This is a genomic window from Chlorogloeopsis sp. ULAP01, assembly GCF_030381805.1.
Classification (GTDB): Bacteria; Cyanobacteriota; Cyanobacteriia; order Cyanobacteriales; family Nostocaceae; genus Chlorogloeopsis.
The window spans coordinates 124,370-138,785 of record NZ_JAUDRH010000008.1 but is presented as its reverse complement, the minus strand read 5'-3'; the positions used below and the strand labels follow the sequence as shown (position 1 = coordinate 138,785).

Annotated in this window: 10 protein-coding genes; 3 read left to right on the top strand and 7 right to left on the bottom strand. The window is 40.6% G+C overall.

Features of this window, described 5'->3' with window-relative positions; genetic code table 11:
* The first annotated feature begins 1 nt into the window (after position 1).
* Positions 2 to 640, top strand: coding sequence for a tRNA (guanosine(46)-N7)-methyltransferase TrmB (gene trmB / locus QUB80_RS17415; RefSeq protein WP_289790779.1), 639 nt, complete (start codon positions 2 to 4; stop codon positions 638 to 640).
* A 35-nt stretch (positions 641 to 675) separates the two neighbouring features.
* Entirely contained in the window at positions 676 to 1,260 is a 585-nt protein-coding gene (locus QUB80_RS17410) for a Uma2 family endonuclease (protein ID WP_289790972.1), read from the top strand.
* A gap of 3 nt (positions 1,261 to 1,263) precedes the next feature.
* Here QUB80_RS17410 and QUB80_RS17405 read toward each other — a convergent pair whose 3' ends face one another.
* The 6 genes from QUB80_RS17405 to ppsA all read right to left on the bottom strand — a co-directional run bounded on the left by QUB80_RS17405 (position 1,264) and on the right by ppsA (position 11,834).
* On the bottom strand, positions 1,264 to 2,439 hold the full coding sequence (locus QUB80_RS17405; RefSeq protein WP_289790778.1) for a hybrid sensor histidine kinase/response regulator: 1,176 nt from the start codon (positions 2,437 to 2,439) through the stop codon (positions 1,264 to 1,266).
* Positions 2,440 to 2,668: 229 nt separating this feature from the next.
* Positions 2,669 to 3,115, bottom strand: a complete 447-nt coding sequence (locus QUB80_RS17400; protein WP_016878700.1) for a response regulator — start codon at positions 3,113 to 3,115, stop codon at positions 2,669 to 2,671.
* A complete protein-coding gene (locus QUB80_RS17395; protein ID WP_289790777.1) occupies positions 3,063 to 5,366 on the bottom strand; it encodes a sensor histidine kinase in 2,304 nt (767 codons plus the stop codon). The genes QUB80_RS17400 and QUB80_RS17395 overlap by 53 nt, the downstream gene beginning before the upstream one ends.
* A 573-nt stretch (positions 5,367 to 5,939) precedes the next feature.
* The gene (locus tag QUB80_RS17390; RefSeq protein WP_289790776.1) at positions 5,940 to 7,487 is read right to left on the bottom strand and encodes a dolichyl-phosphate-mannose--protein mannosyltransferase; all 1,548 of its coding nucleotides are present in this window, start codon (positions 7,485 to 7,487) and stop codon (positions 5,940 to 5,942) included.
* Between the two features lie 62 nt (positions 7,488 to 7,549).
* Positions 7,550 to 9,292 carry an ABC transporter ATP-binding protein/permease gene (locus QUB80_RS17385; protein WP_289790775.1) on the bottom strand — a complete coding sequence of 581 codons (1,743 nt, stop codon included), beginning with the start codon at positions 9,290 to 9,292 and terminating at the stop codon, positions 7,550 to 7,552.
* A gap of 67 nt (positions 9,293 to 9,359) precedes the next feature.
* Positions 9,360 to 11,834, bottom strand: a complete 2,475-nt coding sequence (gene ppsA / locus QUB80_RS17380) for a phosphoenolpyruvate synthase (protein ID WP_289790774.1) — start codon at positions 11,832 to 11,834, stop codon at positions 9,360 to 9,362.
* Between the two features lie 1,026 nt (positions 11,835 to 12,860).
* On the opposite strand from ppsA, the gene QUB80_RS17375 reads away from it, so the two are divergent.
* On the top strand, positions 12,861 to 13,052 hold the full coding sequence (locus QUB80_RS17375) for a hypothetical protein (protein ID WP_289790773.1): 192 nt from the start codon (positions 12,861 to 12,863) through the stop codon (positions 13,050 to 13,052).
* A gap of 405 nt (positions 13,053 to 13,457) precedes the next feature.
* Here the strand turns inward: QUB80_RS17375 and prmA are convergent, their stop codons facing one another.
* Positions 13,458 to 14,363 (bottom strand): 50S ribosomal protein L11 methyltransferase, encoded by a 906-nt coding sequence (gene prmA / locus QUB80_RS17370; protein WP_289790772.1) that lies wholly within the window; start codon positions 14,361 to 14,363, stop codon positions 13,458 to 13,460.
* Positions 14,364 to 14,416: the final 53 nt, after the last annotated feature.

The window sequence follows — 14,416 nt, the reverse complement described above, 5'->3', positions numbered from 1 at the left end:
TATGCCCATCCGAGTTCGTCAACACGTTAATCCATTAGCACAAAAGTATCAAAACCCTGTCACTTCCCTCGACTGGGAAAAAGTCTATACCCAGCCAAACCAACCGCTACACCTAGATATTGGCTGCGCGAGGGGAAGGTTTTTATTGAAGATGGCACCTATAGAACCAAATTGGAATTTTCTTGGTTTGGAAATTCGTGAACCTTTAGTAGACGAAGCCAATCGGTTGCGGGATGAGTTGGGATTGACGAACTTATATTATTTGTTTTGCAATGTGAATAACTCGTTGCGATCGCTTTTATCAACCCTGCCCACGGGAACTTTACAGCGCGTCACGATTCAATTTCCCGATCCGTGGTTTAAAAATCGCCATGCCAAACGGCGAGTCGTGCAACCAGAGTTAGTTACCGAACTGGCAGATTATCTTGTGCCTGGGGGAATTGTCTTTTTACAATCGGATGTGGAATTTATAGCAAAGGAGATGTGCGATCGCTTTGCTTGCCACCCTGCTTTTCAAAGACAAGGCAAAGGAGAATGGCTAAGAGAAAATCCGCTACCAGTTCCTACAGAACGGGAAATAGCTACCCAAAAGAAAGGTGAACCTGTTTATCGTGCAGTTTTTGCAAGAGTGGGAAGTTAGAGGATAGAATGAATCCACTGTCGGGAGTATGGCAAATGCAGACTCAGCAGCGTTATTACACTCCAGAAGAATATTTGGCACTAGAAGAAACTGCACACTACAAGAGTGAATATCGGGATGGAGAAATTGTACCGATGACTGGAGGTTCAATTAACCATAACCGCATTGCTGGAAATGTCTATGCTTATTTGAAGTTTCAGTTACGTGGCAAAAACCAAGAAGCTTTCATGAGTGATTTGCGGCTTTGGATTCCCCGCTATAGGCAATATACATATCCAGATGTATTGGTAATTCAGGGAACCCCAGCTTTGCATAACAGTAGAACAGATACCATTACAAATCCTTTGTTGATTGTTGAAGTTTTATCAAAATCAACTCAACAATATGATCGCACTGAGAAATTCCGTTATTATCGCTCAATTCTTGAATTTCAAGAGTACGTGCTGATTAATCAATACGAAGTTCAAGTAGAACAATATATTAAAACTGGGGAAGGTGAATGGCTGTTTCGAGAATATGAAACAGAGAGTGCCATTATTGCTCTTTCCTCAGTCAGCTTGGAAATGGCGATCGCTGATATCTACGAAGGTGTTGATTTTAACCAAAAAGAATCTAATTAAGCTTTAATCTTTAATCATTGGCAGCGTCACAGTAAAAGTTGTGCCTACTCCCACCTCACTTTCAACTAAAATTTCACCACCGTGTGCTTCTACGCACTTTTTGACAATTGCTAGTCCTAAGCCAGTGCCAGGAATTGCACCGACATTGGAAGCACGCTGGAAGGGTTGAAATAAATGCTGTTGCTCGCTTTGAGGAATACCGATGCCCTGGTCTTTTATCCGGAATATTACTGATTTATCTTGACCTATGAGTTCAAAATGAACTTTACTATCTGCAAGCGAATATTTGATAGCATTGGTAAGCAAGTTGCCTAAAATGTGTCGCAACAGGTGCTCATCCCATAATGCCTCATCCAACTGTCCACTGGCAGTAAACACAATTGTGATTTTCTTCTGGGCTGTACTTAGTTCAGTTTCTTGAATTAACTGACGACAGAAGGCTTCCAAATCCACAAGCACAAGTTCACATTGAAGTTTGCCTGTATCGGCTTTACCTATGAATGAAACTTCATCCAATAGTTGCGACATACTTTTGACGGCAGAACGAATCAACTGATAATGATTCAGTTTTTTTTCCTTGGGCAATTTGTCATCGTTGTTCTGCAATAATCCAGCCGCTAGTAGAATTGTGTTTAGAGGATTGCGGATATCATGAGACAGCATTGAGACAAATTCTGATTTAAACTGATTGATTTCTTTTGCTTTAAGCAACTCAGCCGTTCTTTCTTGTACTCTAATTTCTAAACTTTTATTATCTTTTCGTAGGCATTCTAAAGCTTGCTTGCGCTCTATCGCATAGCGCAAAGAGCGCAGGAGTACTTCTACATTCACTTGCCGTTTGACGAGATAATCTTGTGCACCTTGCCGCACTGCTTCAATTGCGAGCGCCTCATCATTGGTATTGGTTAGCACTACAATCGGCAAGGTAGGAGCAAGGTGACTCAGAATCGGGAGAGATGTCAATCCTTGACTATCTGGTAGCGTTAGATCTAACAAAATAATATCAAAAGGAATTTCTTTATCAATATAATTACTTAGTATATCTAGGGCTTCTCCCAACCGTTTAACGTGAATTAAAGTAAACTCCTTTGACTGGGCTTGCTTCAGAAACTCTTGTAACAACCTAGCTTCTGCTAAGTTGTCTTCAATTAACAAGATTTTTACTGAGCTTCCAACCATAGTTTGTTTTACAAGTGCTGAATGCAAAGTGTGGAGCGAATAAACAGGGAACAGAGGAAGACAAAGTAGAAAGTGCTTCCTTGCCCTTGTCTTCCCGATTCACTCGTTTTTTGAGCGTTGCATAGTTGTGGGATGAATTTGAGATTTGTATGACTCAATAGTCAGCGTGTCACTGCGTCTTTGCGTCAGCCTCAATTATCCTATTTTTCAGCAACACCCTTTTTTGTCCTTAGTCAGATGGCAAAGTCACAGTAGACAACCAAAAATCTTCTATTCCCTTAACGATTTGGAATAGCTGGCTAAGGTTGCGGGATTTGGTGATGTAGCAATTTACGTGCAAATCGTAGCTGTGAAAAATGTCTTCCTCGTTATGTGAGGTTGTCAGCACAACTACAGGAATGCGCTTGAGCTTGGGATCGTTTTTTATTTCTGCTAGAACTTCTCTACCGTCTTTTTTAGGCAGGTTTAAATCCAACAGAATCAAATCAGGGCGGGGTGCATCAGCAAACTCGCCCTCTTGGCGTAAATAAGCCATCGCATCCATCCCATCTCTGACGGTGATGACTTGGTGCGGTATCAAGCTATTTTTCAATGCCTCTTGGATCAGGCGGATGTCGGCTTTGTTATCTTCTACCAAAAATATTGTTTTGTGCTTTTCGTCCGTTTCTACGCTCACGATCGCGCCCTCCCACAGGAATTGTAAAGTAGAATGTTGCACCTTCTCCTAGTTGTGACTCTACCCAGATCCTCCCTCTGTGACACTCGATAATTTTCTTGCAGATCGCCAAGCCCATTCCGGTACCTGCGTATTCATCACGGGTGTGCAGGCGTTGAAAGATGATGAAAATGCGATCGCTAAATTGTGGATCGATACCAATACCATTATCTCGGACTGAAAATAGCCATTCATCCTCTAAGCGAGTAGCACCCACATGAATTTCTGGCGCTTTGTCACTGCGGAATTTAATGGCGTTACCAATTAGGTTTTGGAACAGTTGCATTAGTTGAGTAGGATCAGCCATAACTGTTGGCAAAGGATCGTGGGTAATCACAGCGCCAGTTTCGCTAATGCGTTTGCGCAAATTGGCAAGGGCGCGTTCTAAAGCTGTATCTACCTCCGTTAGTTCAAACTCAATTGCTTGCATATCCACCTTGGAGTATGCCAACACGTCATCAATTAGTGTTTGCATCAAACTGACTCCCTCGACGGCAAAAGTGATAAATTCTTTCGCGTCTTCATCGAGATAATCGTTGTAGCGCATCTCCAGCAATTGCACATAGTTTGCCACTTGATTCAATGGTTCTTGCAAGTCGTGGGAGGCGACATAAGCAAACTTTTTCAATTCCGAGTTGGAAAGTTCTAAATCGTGTGCTAACTGTGCCAGCTCATCTGCTTGCCGCAGCACGATGTTGACAATTGCTTTGCGCAGTTCTAATGCAGCTTTGATTTCTACATAACGCCACGGTAGAGAAGTTAAGCGAACAGTCTCTTTCCACAACTCAAATGATTTACGCGGGCAGAGGCGCGTACTGCCATTTGACTGCTTTACTTCAAACGCTTTACTAGGATCGCCACCCCAATTGACAGTTTGAATTACTTCCGGTCGAAACCACAATACATAATTGCGCTTAGAAATGGGAATAGCAAGTAAACCACTGGCAACGTTTTTAAAGTTATGTGCATCTGGATATAGCCGTGGCAAAGAATCTGTGTAGAAAATGTCTTCATTAACGGTATTCTTGAGCCATTGGACTAACAGGTTTACATCTTCCTCTGCGGGAGTTTGTCCGATTAAAGTGTAATTACCACCAAAACAAATTGCCGCTCCTTGCGCACTGGTTAAATCCAACAAGTTTGGTTGATGTTTAACCAAACCATCAATAAAGTTTTCTTCTTGGGACATATACTCAACCAATGCTGATTGAATATATGTCAGATGCATCCTGTAATCATAATCTTCTGTTTCTTCTCTGGCTGAAAGTTCAGAAAATATGACTCGCCCCAAAAATTCACAAGCTTTGCGTAACTCGTAGGAAACATATTTGGGTGTCTGATGATGACAAGCAATTAATCCCCAAAGTTTTCCTTCTTTAATCAAAGAGATGGTTAAAGAAGCACCTACGCCCATGTTGTGTAGATACTCCATGTGACAGCTATAGGGGCTTCTGAGAATAGAGTTGGTTAAATCGAGAGGACGTTGAGTGAGCGGGTTAACAGCAGGAAAGATTGCTACGGGCTGAGAATGAGTATCTGGAATTATTCTGATCCAATTTGAACTGAATAATTTTCTGGCTGGCTTGGGAATATCCGACTCTGGATAATGCAAGCCCAGATAAGATTCCATACTTTCTAGTTTTTCTTCAGCAAGTACGGAGCCATGCCCATCATCATCAAACTTATACAGCATTACCCTGTCAAATCCAGTGACTTTTCGTACTTCTTGCACAATAATTTGACACAAATCGCGGGTATTTCCTGTTTCTTCTAGTCTGCTGATGGAAGCTCTAGCTAAATGATAAATACTAAGAAAGGGGATATTTTCCTGAGAGATAGCAGGCTCTAATTCCAAAATCAAAACATTGTCCGCATTACGATGAAATACTCCATCAAATACTACGTAATCATCGCCTTTCCTTCTCAACCAAATTTTGACGGGATTGATAAAATCTAGACTTTCTTCTAAAAGTCCTGCTTTAATTCTCTCTATTTGGAACGGATCTAATAAATCTTCCAGTTTTTTTTGTAGTAGTTCTTCAGGAGTAATGCCAAAAACACTGGATGTATTACTGCTAAATTGCAAAATCTTTAAATCTGGCTCTTCTAAAACCAAAAGAACGCCATATGGTTGAATTTGACCAATAACATGAATTGGTGGTTCTTTCAAATTAGTCAAATTAATATTTTGCAATTCTAATTCCTTAACCATTTAGATCCTCCTCTCTCCTTGCGGATCGTTCAAAACTAAAGTAGCGATCGCCTGAATAACCAATTGGGTATACTACTCTCAGTAGATTAATTTTTGTAACTACCTTTTTAATCACAGATAGTTAAAGCTAAACGACAGGATTATACTCTTGCTAAATTTCCCAAGTTAGAAAAATCTTGTCTGAATTCTTAAGTCTTTTCCCGCCTTTAGTTGTTTTTGCAGTGTTTCTCAATTAACTTGCGTTCCCAGTCTAACAAGTCGCAGAGGAGTATTCAGCTAATTAATGTTAAAAGTCGTTTATTATTACATCTTCTCAATATGTACTTTGATGAATAAACAATGCATTTTATGTTTATAAATTACTAAGTTTGTAGAGCTTGATTTTAAGAAGGCAGCTATGCTGGAGGCAGAGGGCAGAAGGAAATTAGGACAAAGGGACAAGGAGACACGGTGACGCAAAGACACGGGCATAGGGCAAGGGGCAAAGGGCATAGAAAAAATCCAATTCCCAATCCCCAATGCCCATTTTCATGCCTGGCGATGAAACTTGTTTCATTGGGACTGCCTTCTCTGTTAAATCCAAGAATTAAACCACATCCGCAATCTGTAATCTTCAGGAGACAGAGGTAAAGCCAAATAAAGAGGCAGCCAGAAAACAAAAGCAGCCAGAATCACAAAGGTAATGGTGACACCAACAGCGCGGAGTGGTTTGTAATAACTGCGAAGACTCTGATCCACAAACCAAGCGATCGCTAAAAATGCAAATACCACTGCTGTCATGTAGTGATAAATAAAAATGCAGCGATTTACTGTCACCCAAGGAAGTATATTAGCGGCATAATTTAAAACCAAGTACAAAGCAATCCAAGTATCAAGTGAAAGCACTGCAACAGAAGAAAAACGCTTTTGCTTGACTAAAGAATTTACTACTAACCATCCAAGCATTAGTGCCAAAAACAACAATGCTGCTAAACCAAACCACCACAAAAAAGGATTGCCCATAGCATGGACATCATAAACTACTTCTCCAGTCCCCGTAGGTAAAGGTGGCCCCATTACGGGTAGTGGTTCTGTTAAACTTGTTGCTGTTTGGTACAAGTATGCCATTGGTCTAATCATCAAAGGCCATGTATACCAAGGAGCACAGTAAGGATGTACTTTAGAAGTGTTACCGCCTAAACCCTCATGAAACGATAAAATTTGTTGGTGAACTTCAATAAAATTAAATCTTGTGTCTATAAGTAAGTGAGGAATCCAAATCAAACTGTAGATTACAACTGGGAGAATTCCCAAGTAAAAAGCAATCTGAAAAATATTAAGCTGGGTTAAGTTTTGTAGTGGTGATAAATTCTGATCAGATTCCCATAAATGAAGGTTGTGTCTGCCATTGGTAATGTTGACATTAGATTGTGTGGCAGGTGTGGCAGAGGAGTGATTATTTACATCAGTTACTTGATGTCTGGCGATGAGAATTTTCCACGCCCAAGCGAATATCCAAAGCAGATAAATACCCAAAAGAAACCACAAACCATTCCATTTCGTGGCAATAGCAGCACCAAAAGCAATACCAGCAAGTACTAAATAAAATCTGCGTTGCTGTCTTTGTTTTGCTAGTGCTAATAAAAACAACCACTGCCCTAGCAATCCAAACACGACGATGTAGATATTGATGAGGGCATAACGAGACTCAACTATAAATATGCCGTCGGTGGCTGCGAACAAACCAGCAAGTAAAGCAAAGCTGCGGCGATAACTTAACTGATAGGCAATGCCAGTGATAATTAAGGGAATAAATGAGCCAAACAGAGCATTAATCCAACGATAACTCCAAGGCGATCGCACCGAACCCGTCAGCCCATTTACCATATCTTGTCCAAAGGGAAAGTGACTGCCAAGCCATATTCCCACTGCAATAATCAGTTTACCTAGTGGTGGATGACCATCAAAAAAAGGTTTGTGGGTAAGGTAGTTATTGCCAAAAGTGGCGTAGTAAACTTCATCAAATACCAAGGTATTAAATCTCTCTAGTCCCCAAAACCGCAGGGCAAGCGAGAGAATAAAGATACCTGCGATGCCTAACCAAAACCAATAATTAATCTTTTTAATTGGCTGTTTCGTCATTTTCCCACCTAAAAGCGGTTTTCGGGATATCTAGCTTGAACAGCAAAAATTTGAAAATCTAATTAGCTAAATGCACTAAGGTTAGTTGTGTATTCCTCGGTAGGTAGCAACTGCCAATTAGAGTTTCCATCCAGTTCTAATACGTACTCGTGGTATTGTAGCAAGCTAGGGCGGTGTCCGACGCTGATCAAGGTAGCTTGCTGTGTCCGCAGTTGCTGATACAGCTTTTGTTCGTTGGCAAGATCGAGGGCGCTAGTTGCTTCATCTAAGATGGCGTAGTTGGGTATGTTCAACAGCAGTCTCGCGAAGGCAAGGCGTTGTTGTTCTCCCAAAGATAATACACCCGACCAGTCTAACTCTATGTCAAAGCCTCCCACTCTTTCTGGCAAGTCGATTAAGTTTACCTGCTCTAGTACCTCATGCATCTTGCTTTCACTAATTTCGCCGCTAGTTTTGGGGTAAAGTAACTGACTTCGCAAAGAACCCAACACCATATAAGGACGTTGCGGCAAGAACATCATCTGTGCTAAAGGTGGACGAATAATTTGTCCTGTACCCGCATTCCATAATCCTGCGATCGCCCTCAATAAGGAACTTTTACCACTACCACTGTTGCCAACAATAACCAAACCTTCCCCTGGCTGCAAGCTGAGTGACAGTTCCCTCACCAAAGTACGTTCATAGTTGGGAGTCAGTAACGTTAGATGTCGTAAGGCAAGCTGGGAGTCTTCTGTTGTGTCGATAGTTGTCATTCCAGGCTGCGGCTTTGATTGTATTTCTAGAGCATCAGCCAAACCACCCATACGTTCAATCCCGGCGGCAAAAGCGGTGAGGTTTTCAAACTGACTTACGATCACAGACAAAGCATTGAAAATTTGCTGGAAGGCAATTGCTGCTTGGGTAAATGTGCCAAAATCAGTTTGACCTGCAAAGTAGATGGGTGCAATTACAATATAAGGTAGTGCAGAAACAAAATAGTTATAACTTTGAGTAAAGAAACCCAAATTTCGCTGCCAATTGATTAATAAATCAAAGTTGCGGATTGCTAACAAAAAGCGCTGTCTAAGTTGCAGAGATTCTTGAAATTCACCTTGGTAAAAAGCGATGGATTCAGCATTATCTCGAACATGAACTAAACCGTAACGAAAGTCTGCCTCTTTTCTAAGTTGATTGAAGTTAATGCCAATTAAACGTTGACCGATCCAAGCTGTGACTATTGTCCCAACAATTGCATATACAATCAATGCAATTGATAGGTAAACAGAAATAGATAATAAGACTCCAGTAAAAGAAACTAGAGTCACAATTGATGTCAGAATCAGTAGTAAGAAAGTTAAGCTGGTGCGGGTAAATGACCTAATGTCTTCAGAAATACGTTGATCTGGATTATCAATATTCTCATTAAAATTAATTTTGTAATAGGCACGGTTTTGGAAATATTTATCCAGAAAACGGTTTGTCAGCCAATCCCGCCAGTACAATCCCAGCTTATCTTGGATATAGCTGAACATGACAACAATCGGAGTCCCAATTACTAAAAGTCCCGCATAAATAGCGATAAATCGCCAAAAGGTTGTTGTATTTCCTGTTTGAGGAAAAGTTGCTAGCGAAGTATCAATGTTTCTGAAAATAAAGCTGATACTGACATTGATGACGTTAACTAATAATGCCAACAAAATCAACAGCGCTAATAGCCCTCTAGCTCTCCACTTTTGTTCAGAAAACCAGTAAGGCTTGGCAAGCGTCACAAATCTCCGCCACAGTTGATAATCAAATCGTTTCGGCTTAATTGTAGTTGCACTCATTGCTGAAAGACTTGGTTAAATCTCACTTTATTTAGGAATATACATGGACACTTGCCACCCGCCAGACTCAGGAATCTGCTTTGTCTGGATGAGTTTGCTGTTCCACTTTTGCTACTTCTAGCATAGTTTTGAGTAGCGAATCAGGATTGAGACTGATGGAATCAATTCCCTGTTCTACCAAAAACTGGGCAAATTCTGGATAATCGCTAGGTGCTTGCCCGCAAATACCGATTTTGCGATGATGTTTTTTTGCAGATGCGATCGCCATTTTCACCATTCGCTTTACTCCCTGACTGCGCTCGTCAAATAACCGCGCTACCAATGCCGAATCTCTATCTAATCCCAATGTCAACTGAGTGAGGTCATTAGAACCAATGGAAAAACCATCAAAAACCTCAGCAAACTCTTCAGCCATTATGACATTATTGGGTAACTCGCACATTACATAGACTTGCAAGTCATTTTCACCTTGCTTTAACCCATTTTTTGCCATTTCTGCTAACACCAGACGTCCTTCATCGGGTGTACGACAAAAGGGAATCATGGGAATCACATTTGTCAAACCCATCTCATCCCTGACTCGTTTGATGGCTTTACACTCTAAGGCAAAAGCTTGACTATAACCTTCATCATAGTAACGTGCTGCTCCTCGCCAACCCAGCATGGGATTTTCTTCATCAGGTTCAAACTGTTTCCCTCCTAGTAAATTGGCATATTCGTTACTCTTAAAATCTGACATCCTGACAATTACTGGCTTGGGATAAAATGCCGCAGCAATTCTACCTATGCCTTGTGCCAATTTATCAACGAAATACTGGGGTTTATCATCGTAAAGTGCAGTAATTGCCGCTATTTTTTCCTTCACAGATTCATCTTCTAGCTGCTCGTAATGAATCAATGCCATTGGATGAGTTTGGATGTGGTTGGCAATAATAAATTCTGTTCGCGCTAAACCTACCCCATCATTGGGAATGGCAGATAAATTAAAGGCTTCCTGGGGATTGCCCACATTCATCAAAATTTGCGTGCGGGTACGAGGCAAATCCTCTAAAAGAACTTCTTGTACTTCAAAAGGTAACAATCCTGTATACACCCGCCCTTCTTCTCCTTCAGCACAAGAAACAGTCACCTCTTGACCAGTTTTCAAGATTTCTGTAGCATTACCACATCCGACAATTGCAGGTACACCTAATTCCCGTGCGATAATGGCGGCGTGACAAGTGCGTCCACCAGAATTAGTAATAATCGCACTAGCTTTTTTCATAATTGGTTCCCAGTCAGGATCTGTTCTTTCGGTTACCAATACTTCTCCTGGCTGAAATTTCTCAATTTTGTCGGCTTCCAGAATTACTCGTACTTTACCTTGACTGATGGCTGAACCTACGGCTCTTCCCGTCACAAGCGGTGTGGGGACATTTTTCCTCTCCGCGTCTTCTACTAAAAGACGATAACTTTGCAAGACATTCTGTTTTCTCTGAGATTGTACCGTTTCCGGACGTGCTTGTACGACAAACAATTCTTTAGTGATGCCATCTTTTGCCCATTCGATATCCATCGGTGTGTAAGTGCCGTTGATTTGAGAATAATAGTTTTCAATCAAACACGCCCACCGTGCTAGTTGTAAAATCTCATCATCATAGAGAACAAACTTACTTTTTTCCTCGCTTGAAACTGCTATATTTTTAGTAGATTTAGAGCTGTTATCATAGACCATTTTTAATTCTTTACTACCCAATTTTTTATCAATAATGGGGCGAAATCCTGCTTTTAAAGTTGGTTTAAATACATAATATTCATCAGGATTAACAGTTCCTTGAACCACATTTTCACCCAAGCCATAGGCTGCTGTAATTAGCGCAGCATCTTTGAAGCCTGTTTCCGTTTCTATGGAAAACATGACTCCAGAAGATGCTAAGTCGGAACGCACCATTTTTTGCACACCAACAGCGAGAGCAATGTTAAAGTGGTCGAATCCTTTGATGTGGCGATAGGAAATAGCGCGATCAGTAAATAGGGAAGCAAAGCATTGATGACAAGCTGCTAAAACTCCTTTCACACCAGTAACGTTAAGATAGGTTTCTTGTTGCCCAGCAAAACTAGCATCAGGTAAGTCTTCTGCGGTGGCACTGGAGCGAACAGCCACATCTGTATCTGGATTGTATAGTTCGCAGAGGCTTTGGTAGGCTTTAGCGATCGCATCCTGCAATTGCGGTGGAAATGGTGTTTGCAAAATGAGTGATCGCGCTTTTTTTCCCCGTTCTCGTAAATTCCTGACATTATCTACATCTAAGTCAACAAAGAGTTTGCGGAGCTTTGCTTCTAACCCTGCTGATTGAATGAAATAACGATAGGCATAAGCAGTAGTTGCAAATCCAATCGGAACTTTGATTCCTTTGGGTATCAGTTGCTGAATCATTTCGCCTAAAGATGCGTTCTTGCCCCCAACTAGAGGTATATCAGCAATGCCAACTTCGTCGAACCAGAGGATGAGCGATCGTTCTTTAGAAGTTGATAAAAAAGTTTCTTTTATAACTGTAGTCATAAGTATTTTCTCCCTAATCAAGTCTCTGCCTATTCAGCAAAAATAGGCAGTGTAGTTCGTGACTTTAAAATTGCCAGTCTTTTTATTGACGAACCACTATATTTCGTAATTTACTTCATATTTTTTTTGGGATCACTATATCGAAAGTCGGAGAGGAAGCTTTATTCTCTGTAATCCAGTAAATATTGCTAAATAAGATTATAAAAGGTGTTTAATCTAATGATTGCTCTATTAATTGCAGTTATAAACCAGTATTCATTTTAATAACCTATTTTTCATCCAATCTAAATCTGCTTTTCACAATTCCGAAATAATCTCTATTAATGCTGAATTTATTTAATATAGGATTCCTATTTAATTTTTGAAAAAAGCTCAGTACACTGTTATTCTTTATTGTCTATCCCCTTTTCCCTGTCACCTGTCTCTACAAGTGATTCAGTAATCAAATCGGGTTGCTATAGATGCTTTTTGAACTGAATAAATAAGGCAGATTTGAAAAATTAAGATTTTGCAAGTAAATGTGAATTAATATGAACAATCAAGATGTTAATATTAAATTTCCTAAAGGTCGTACAGCATTTCTTGTCATTCACGGCGTTGGAGAACAAAGTCCATTTGAAACTATGGACTATTTTGCCCAGAACTTAATCTAATTCTTAAAATCACAAAATTTACAGATTCAGTTAGAACATCTAATTAAAAAGCGAAAATTATCAACAGGCTATCCTTGGACAGAAAGTTTTGTCAGAATCAATTCGGCTAATTCTCAAGCAGAAGATTTAATAGATATTCATGAATACTACTGGGCGCCTGATACAGAAAATAAAATTAGTATTCCGGAAATTTTACAGTGGGCTGAACGAATACTACAAGGTACAATAGATTTTTACAGCCGTAAAGAAAATAAACGTTTTAATCCAAAATCCAAAATTTGGTATTATTCGGTTTTCCCTCTATATTCTTCTCCCTCATCTCACAATAATTTTAGTCAAAATTTAAGTAGGGTTTGATTTAAACAGGATAACTATGTTTCCCTTTAATGTTTGGTATAACTCTTGCTATGGTGGAGAGTCTGTTTCTCGTAAGACTCAGCTAGAGCGGAAGTTGAGATTCCTTAAAACAATGCGAGATGATTTAGAGACAAAACTTGCTGGGCTGAATGCTGCTATTAGTAAGGTGGAGCAGCAGTTAAATCAGGAAGATGTGACTAGAGTGTAAGCATTTGTGGCTTACAAATATAGCGGTTCTGCTGTTTGGTAAAGTACACAACATATGTCTGGTAGCCAAGTATAGAAGCTGTTTTACTTCTGAGTTCTGCTGTATTCTCTTGATTTTATAAGTAGGCAGACATGATTAAATGTAAAATGGCAACTTCACAGAAAGCAGATGGGAACAGCCTTTTACCTTCTGCCTACCTTCGGTAGGCGCGAAGTGACTTCTGTAGACGGGCTTTGCCCGGCTTTCCGTCGGGTAAGTAGCCACTAGCTAACGCAACGCCTGACGGCAAACGTATCTACTGCCATTTGCCTTCTACTTAGATGCATTTTTTGAAACAGCGTTGCTCAATCGCGATATAAATCCAGATGTAGAGACGCGATATATTCCGTCTCTACAAAGGTTTTCTTAAGAGCGCCGTGCATTCAAACAACACCATTCTTTACGTTTCCACAAAGTCGCTACTATCCAACCATGTTTTTCTAAAGTGTCGGCAACAGCTTGCGACTGTTCAACTAAAATACCGCTAAAAATAGCCCAAGTTGTAGCTTTGGCGATCGCACTCATCTGTGGTACTAGTTCAATAATTACATCAGCCAAAATATTGCAAACAATACCATCAACTGGCTCTGCAACCAGTTTTGTCAAAACATCTACACTTCCTTGCGCCACCACTAAGCTTTCAGGCTCGATATTATTGAGGGCGCGATTTTCTTCCGTAGATTGCACTGCTAAGGGATCGTTATCTACCGCGTAAACTTTTTTTGCTCCCAATTTCAACGCACCGATAGAGAGAATTCCCGAACCACAACCAATATCGGCAATTACTCCATCTCCTCCCTGTACCTGAGTCAGAGCATTACCCAACCGCATTTCTAAAGATTCCAAACATAATTGAGTTGTAGCGTGAGTACCCGTACCAAAAGCCATACCAGGATCGAGCAGGATTAGCAAGCGATCACTGTTTGCTGGAGGTGGCTGCCATGCAGGATTAATCAAAAAGCGATCGCCAATTTCCTGCGGTTGCCAGTATTGTTTCCAACTACTTGCCCAATCTTGTTCATCAATCAACTGCCAATGCATGGTGGGTGCAGAAATTCCCATGCAAACGGCGTCTTGACGCAGCCACAATGATAGTGCTGCTAAATCCAAAAGCTGTGCTTGAAATATCGGCAAGTAAGCCTTAACCAGACTGTAATTTCCTTTTTGTTCGCTGGCTGTACCACGACAACCAAAAACCCCTAGCCGCCAAAAAATAGAATCTTCTAAGTCTGGCTCACAAAAAATCTGTAGTTCCCACCAAGTATTAGCCATAAGGAGCAATTAGCAATTAGCTATTAGCTGTTAACCATTAGCCAATTGCTAAT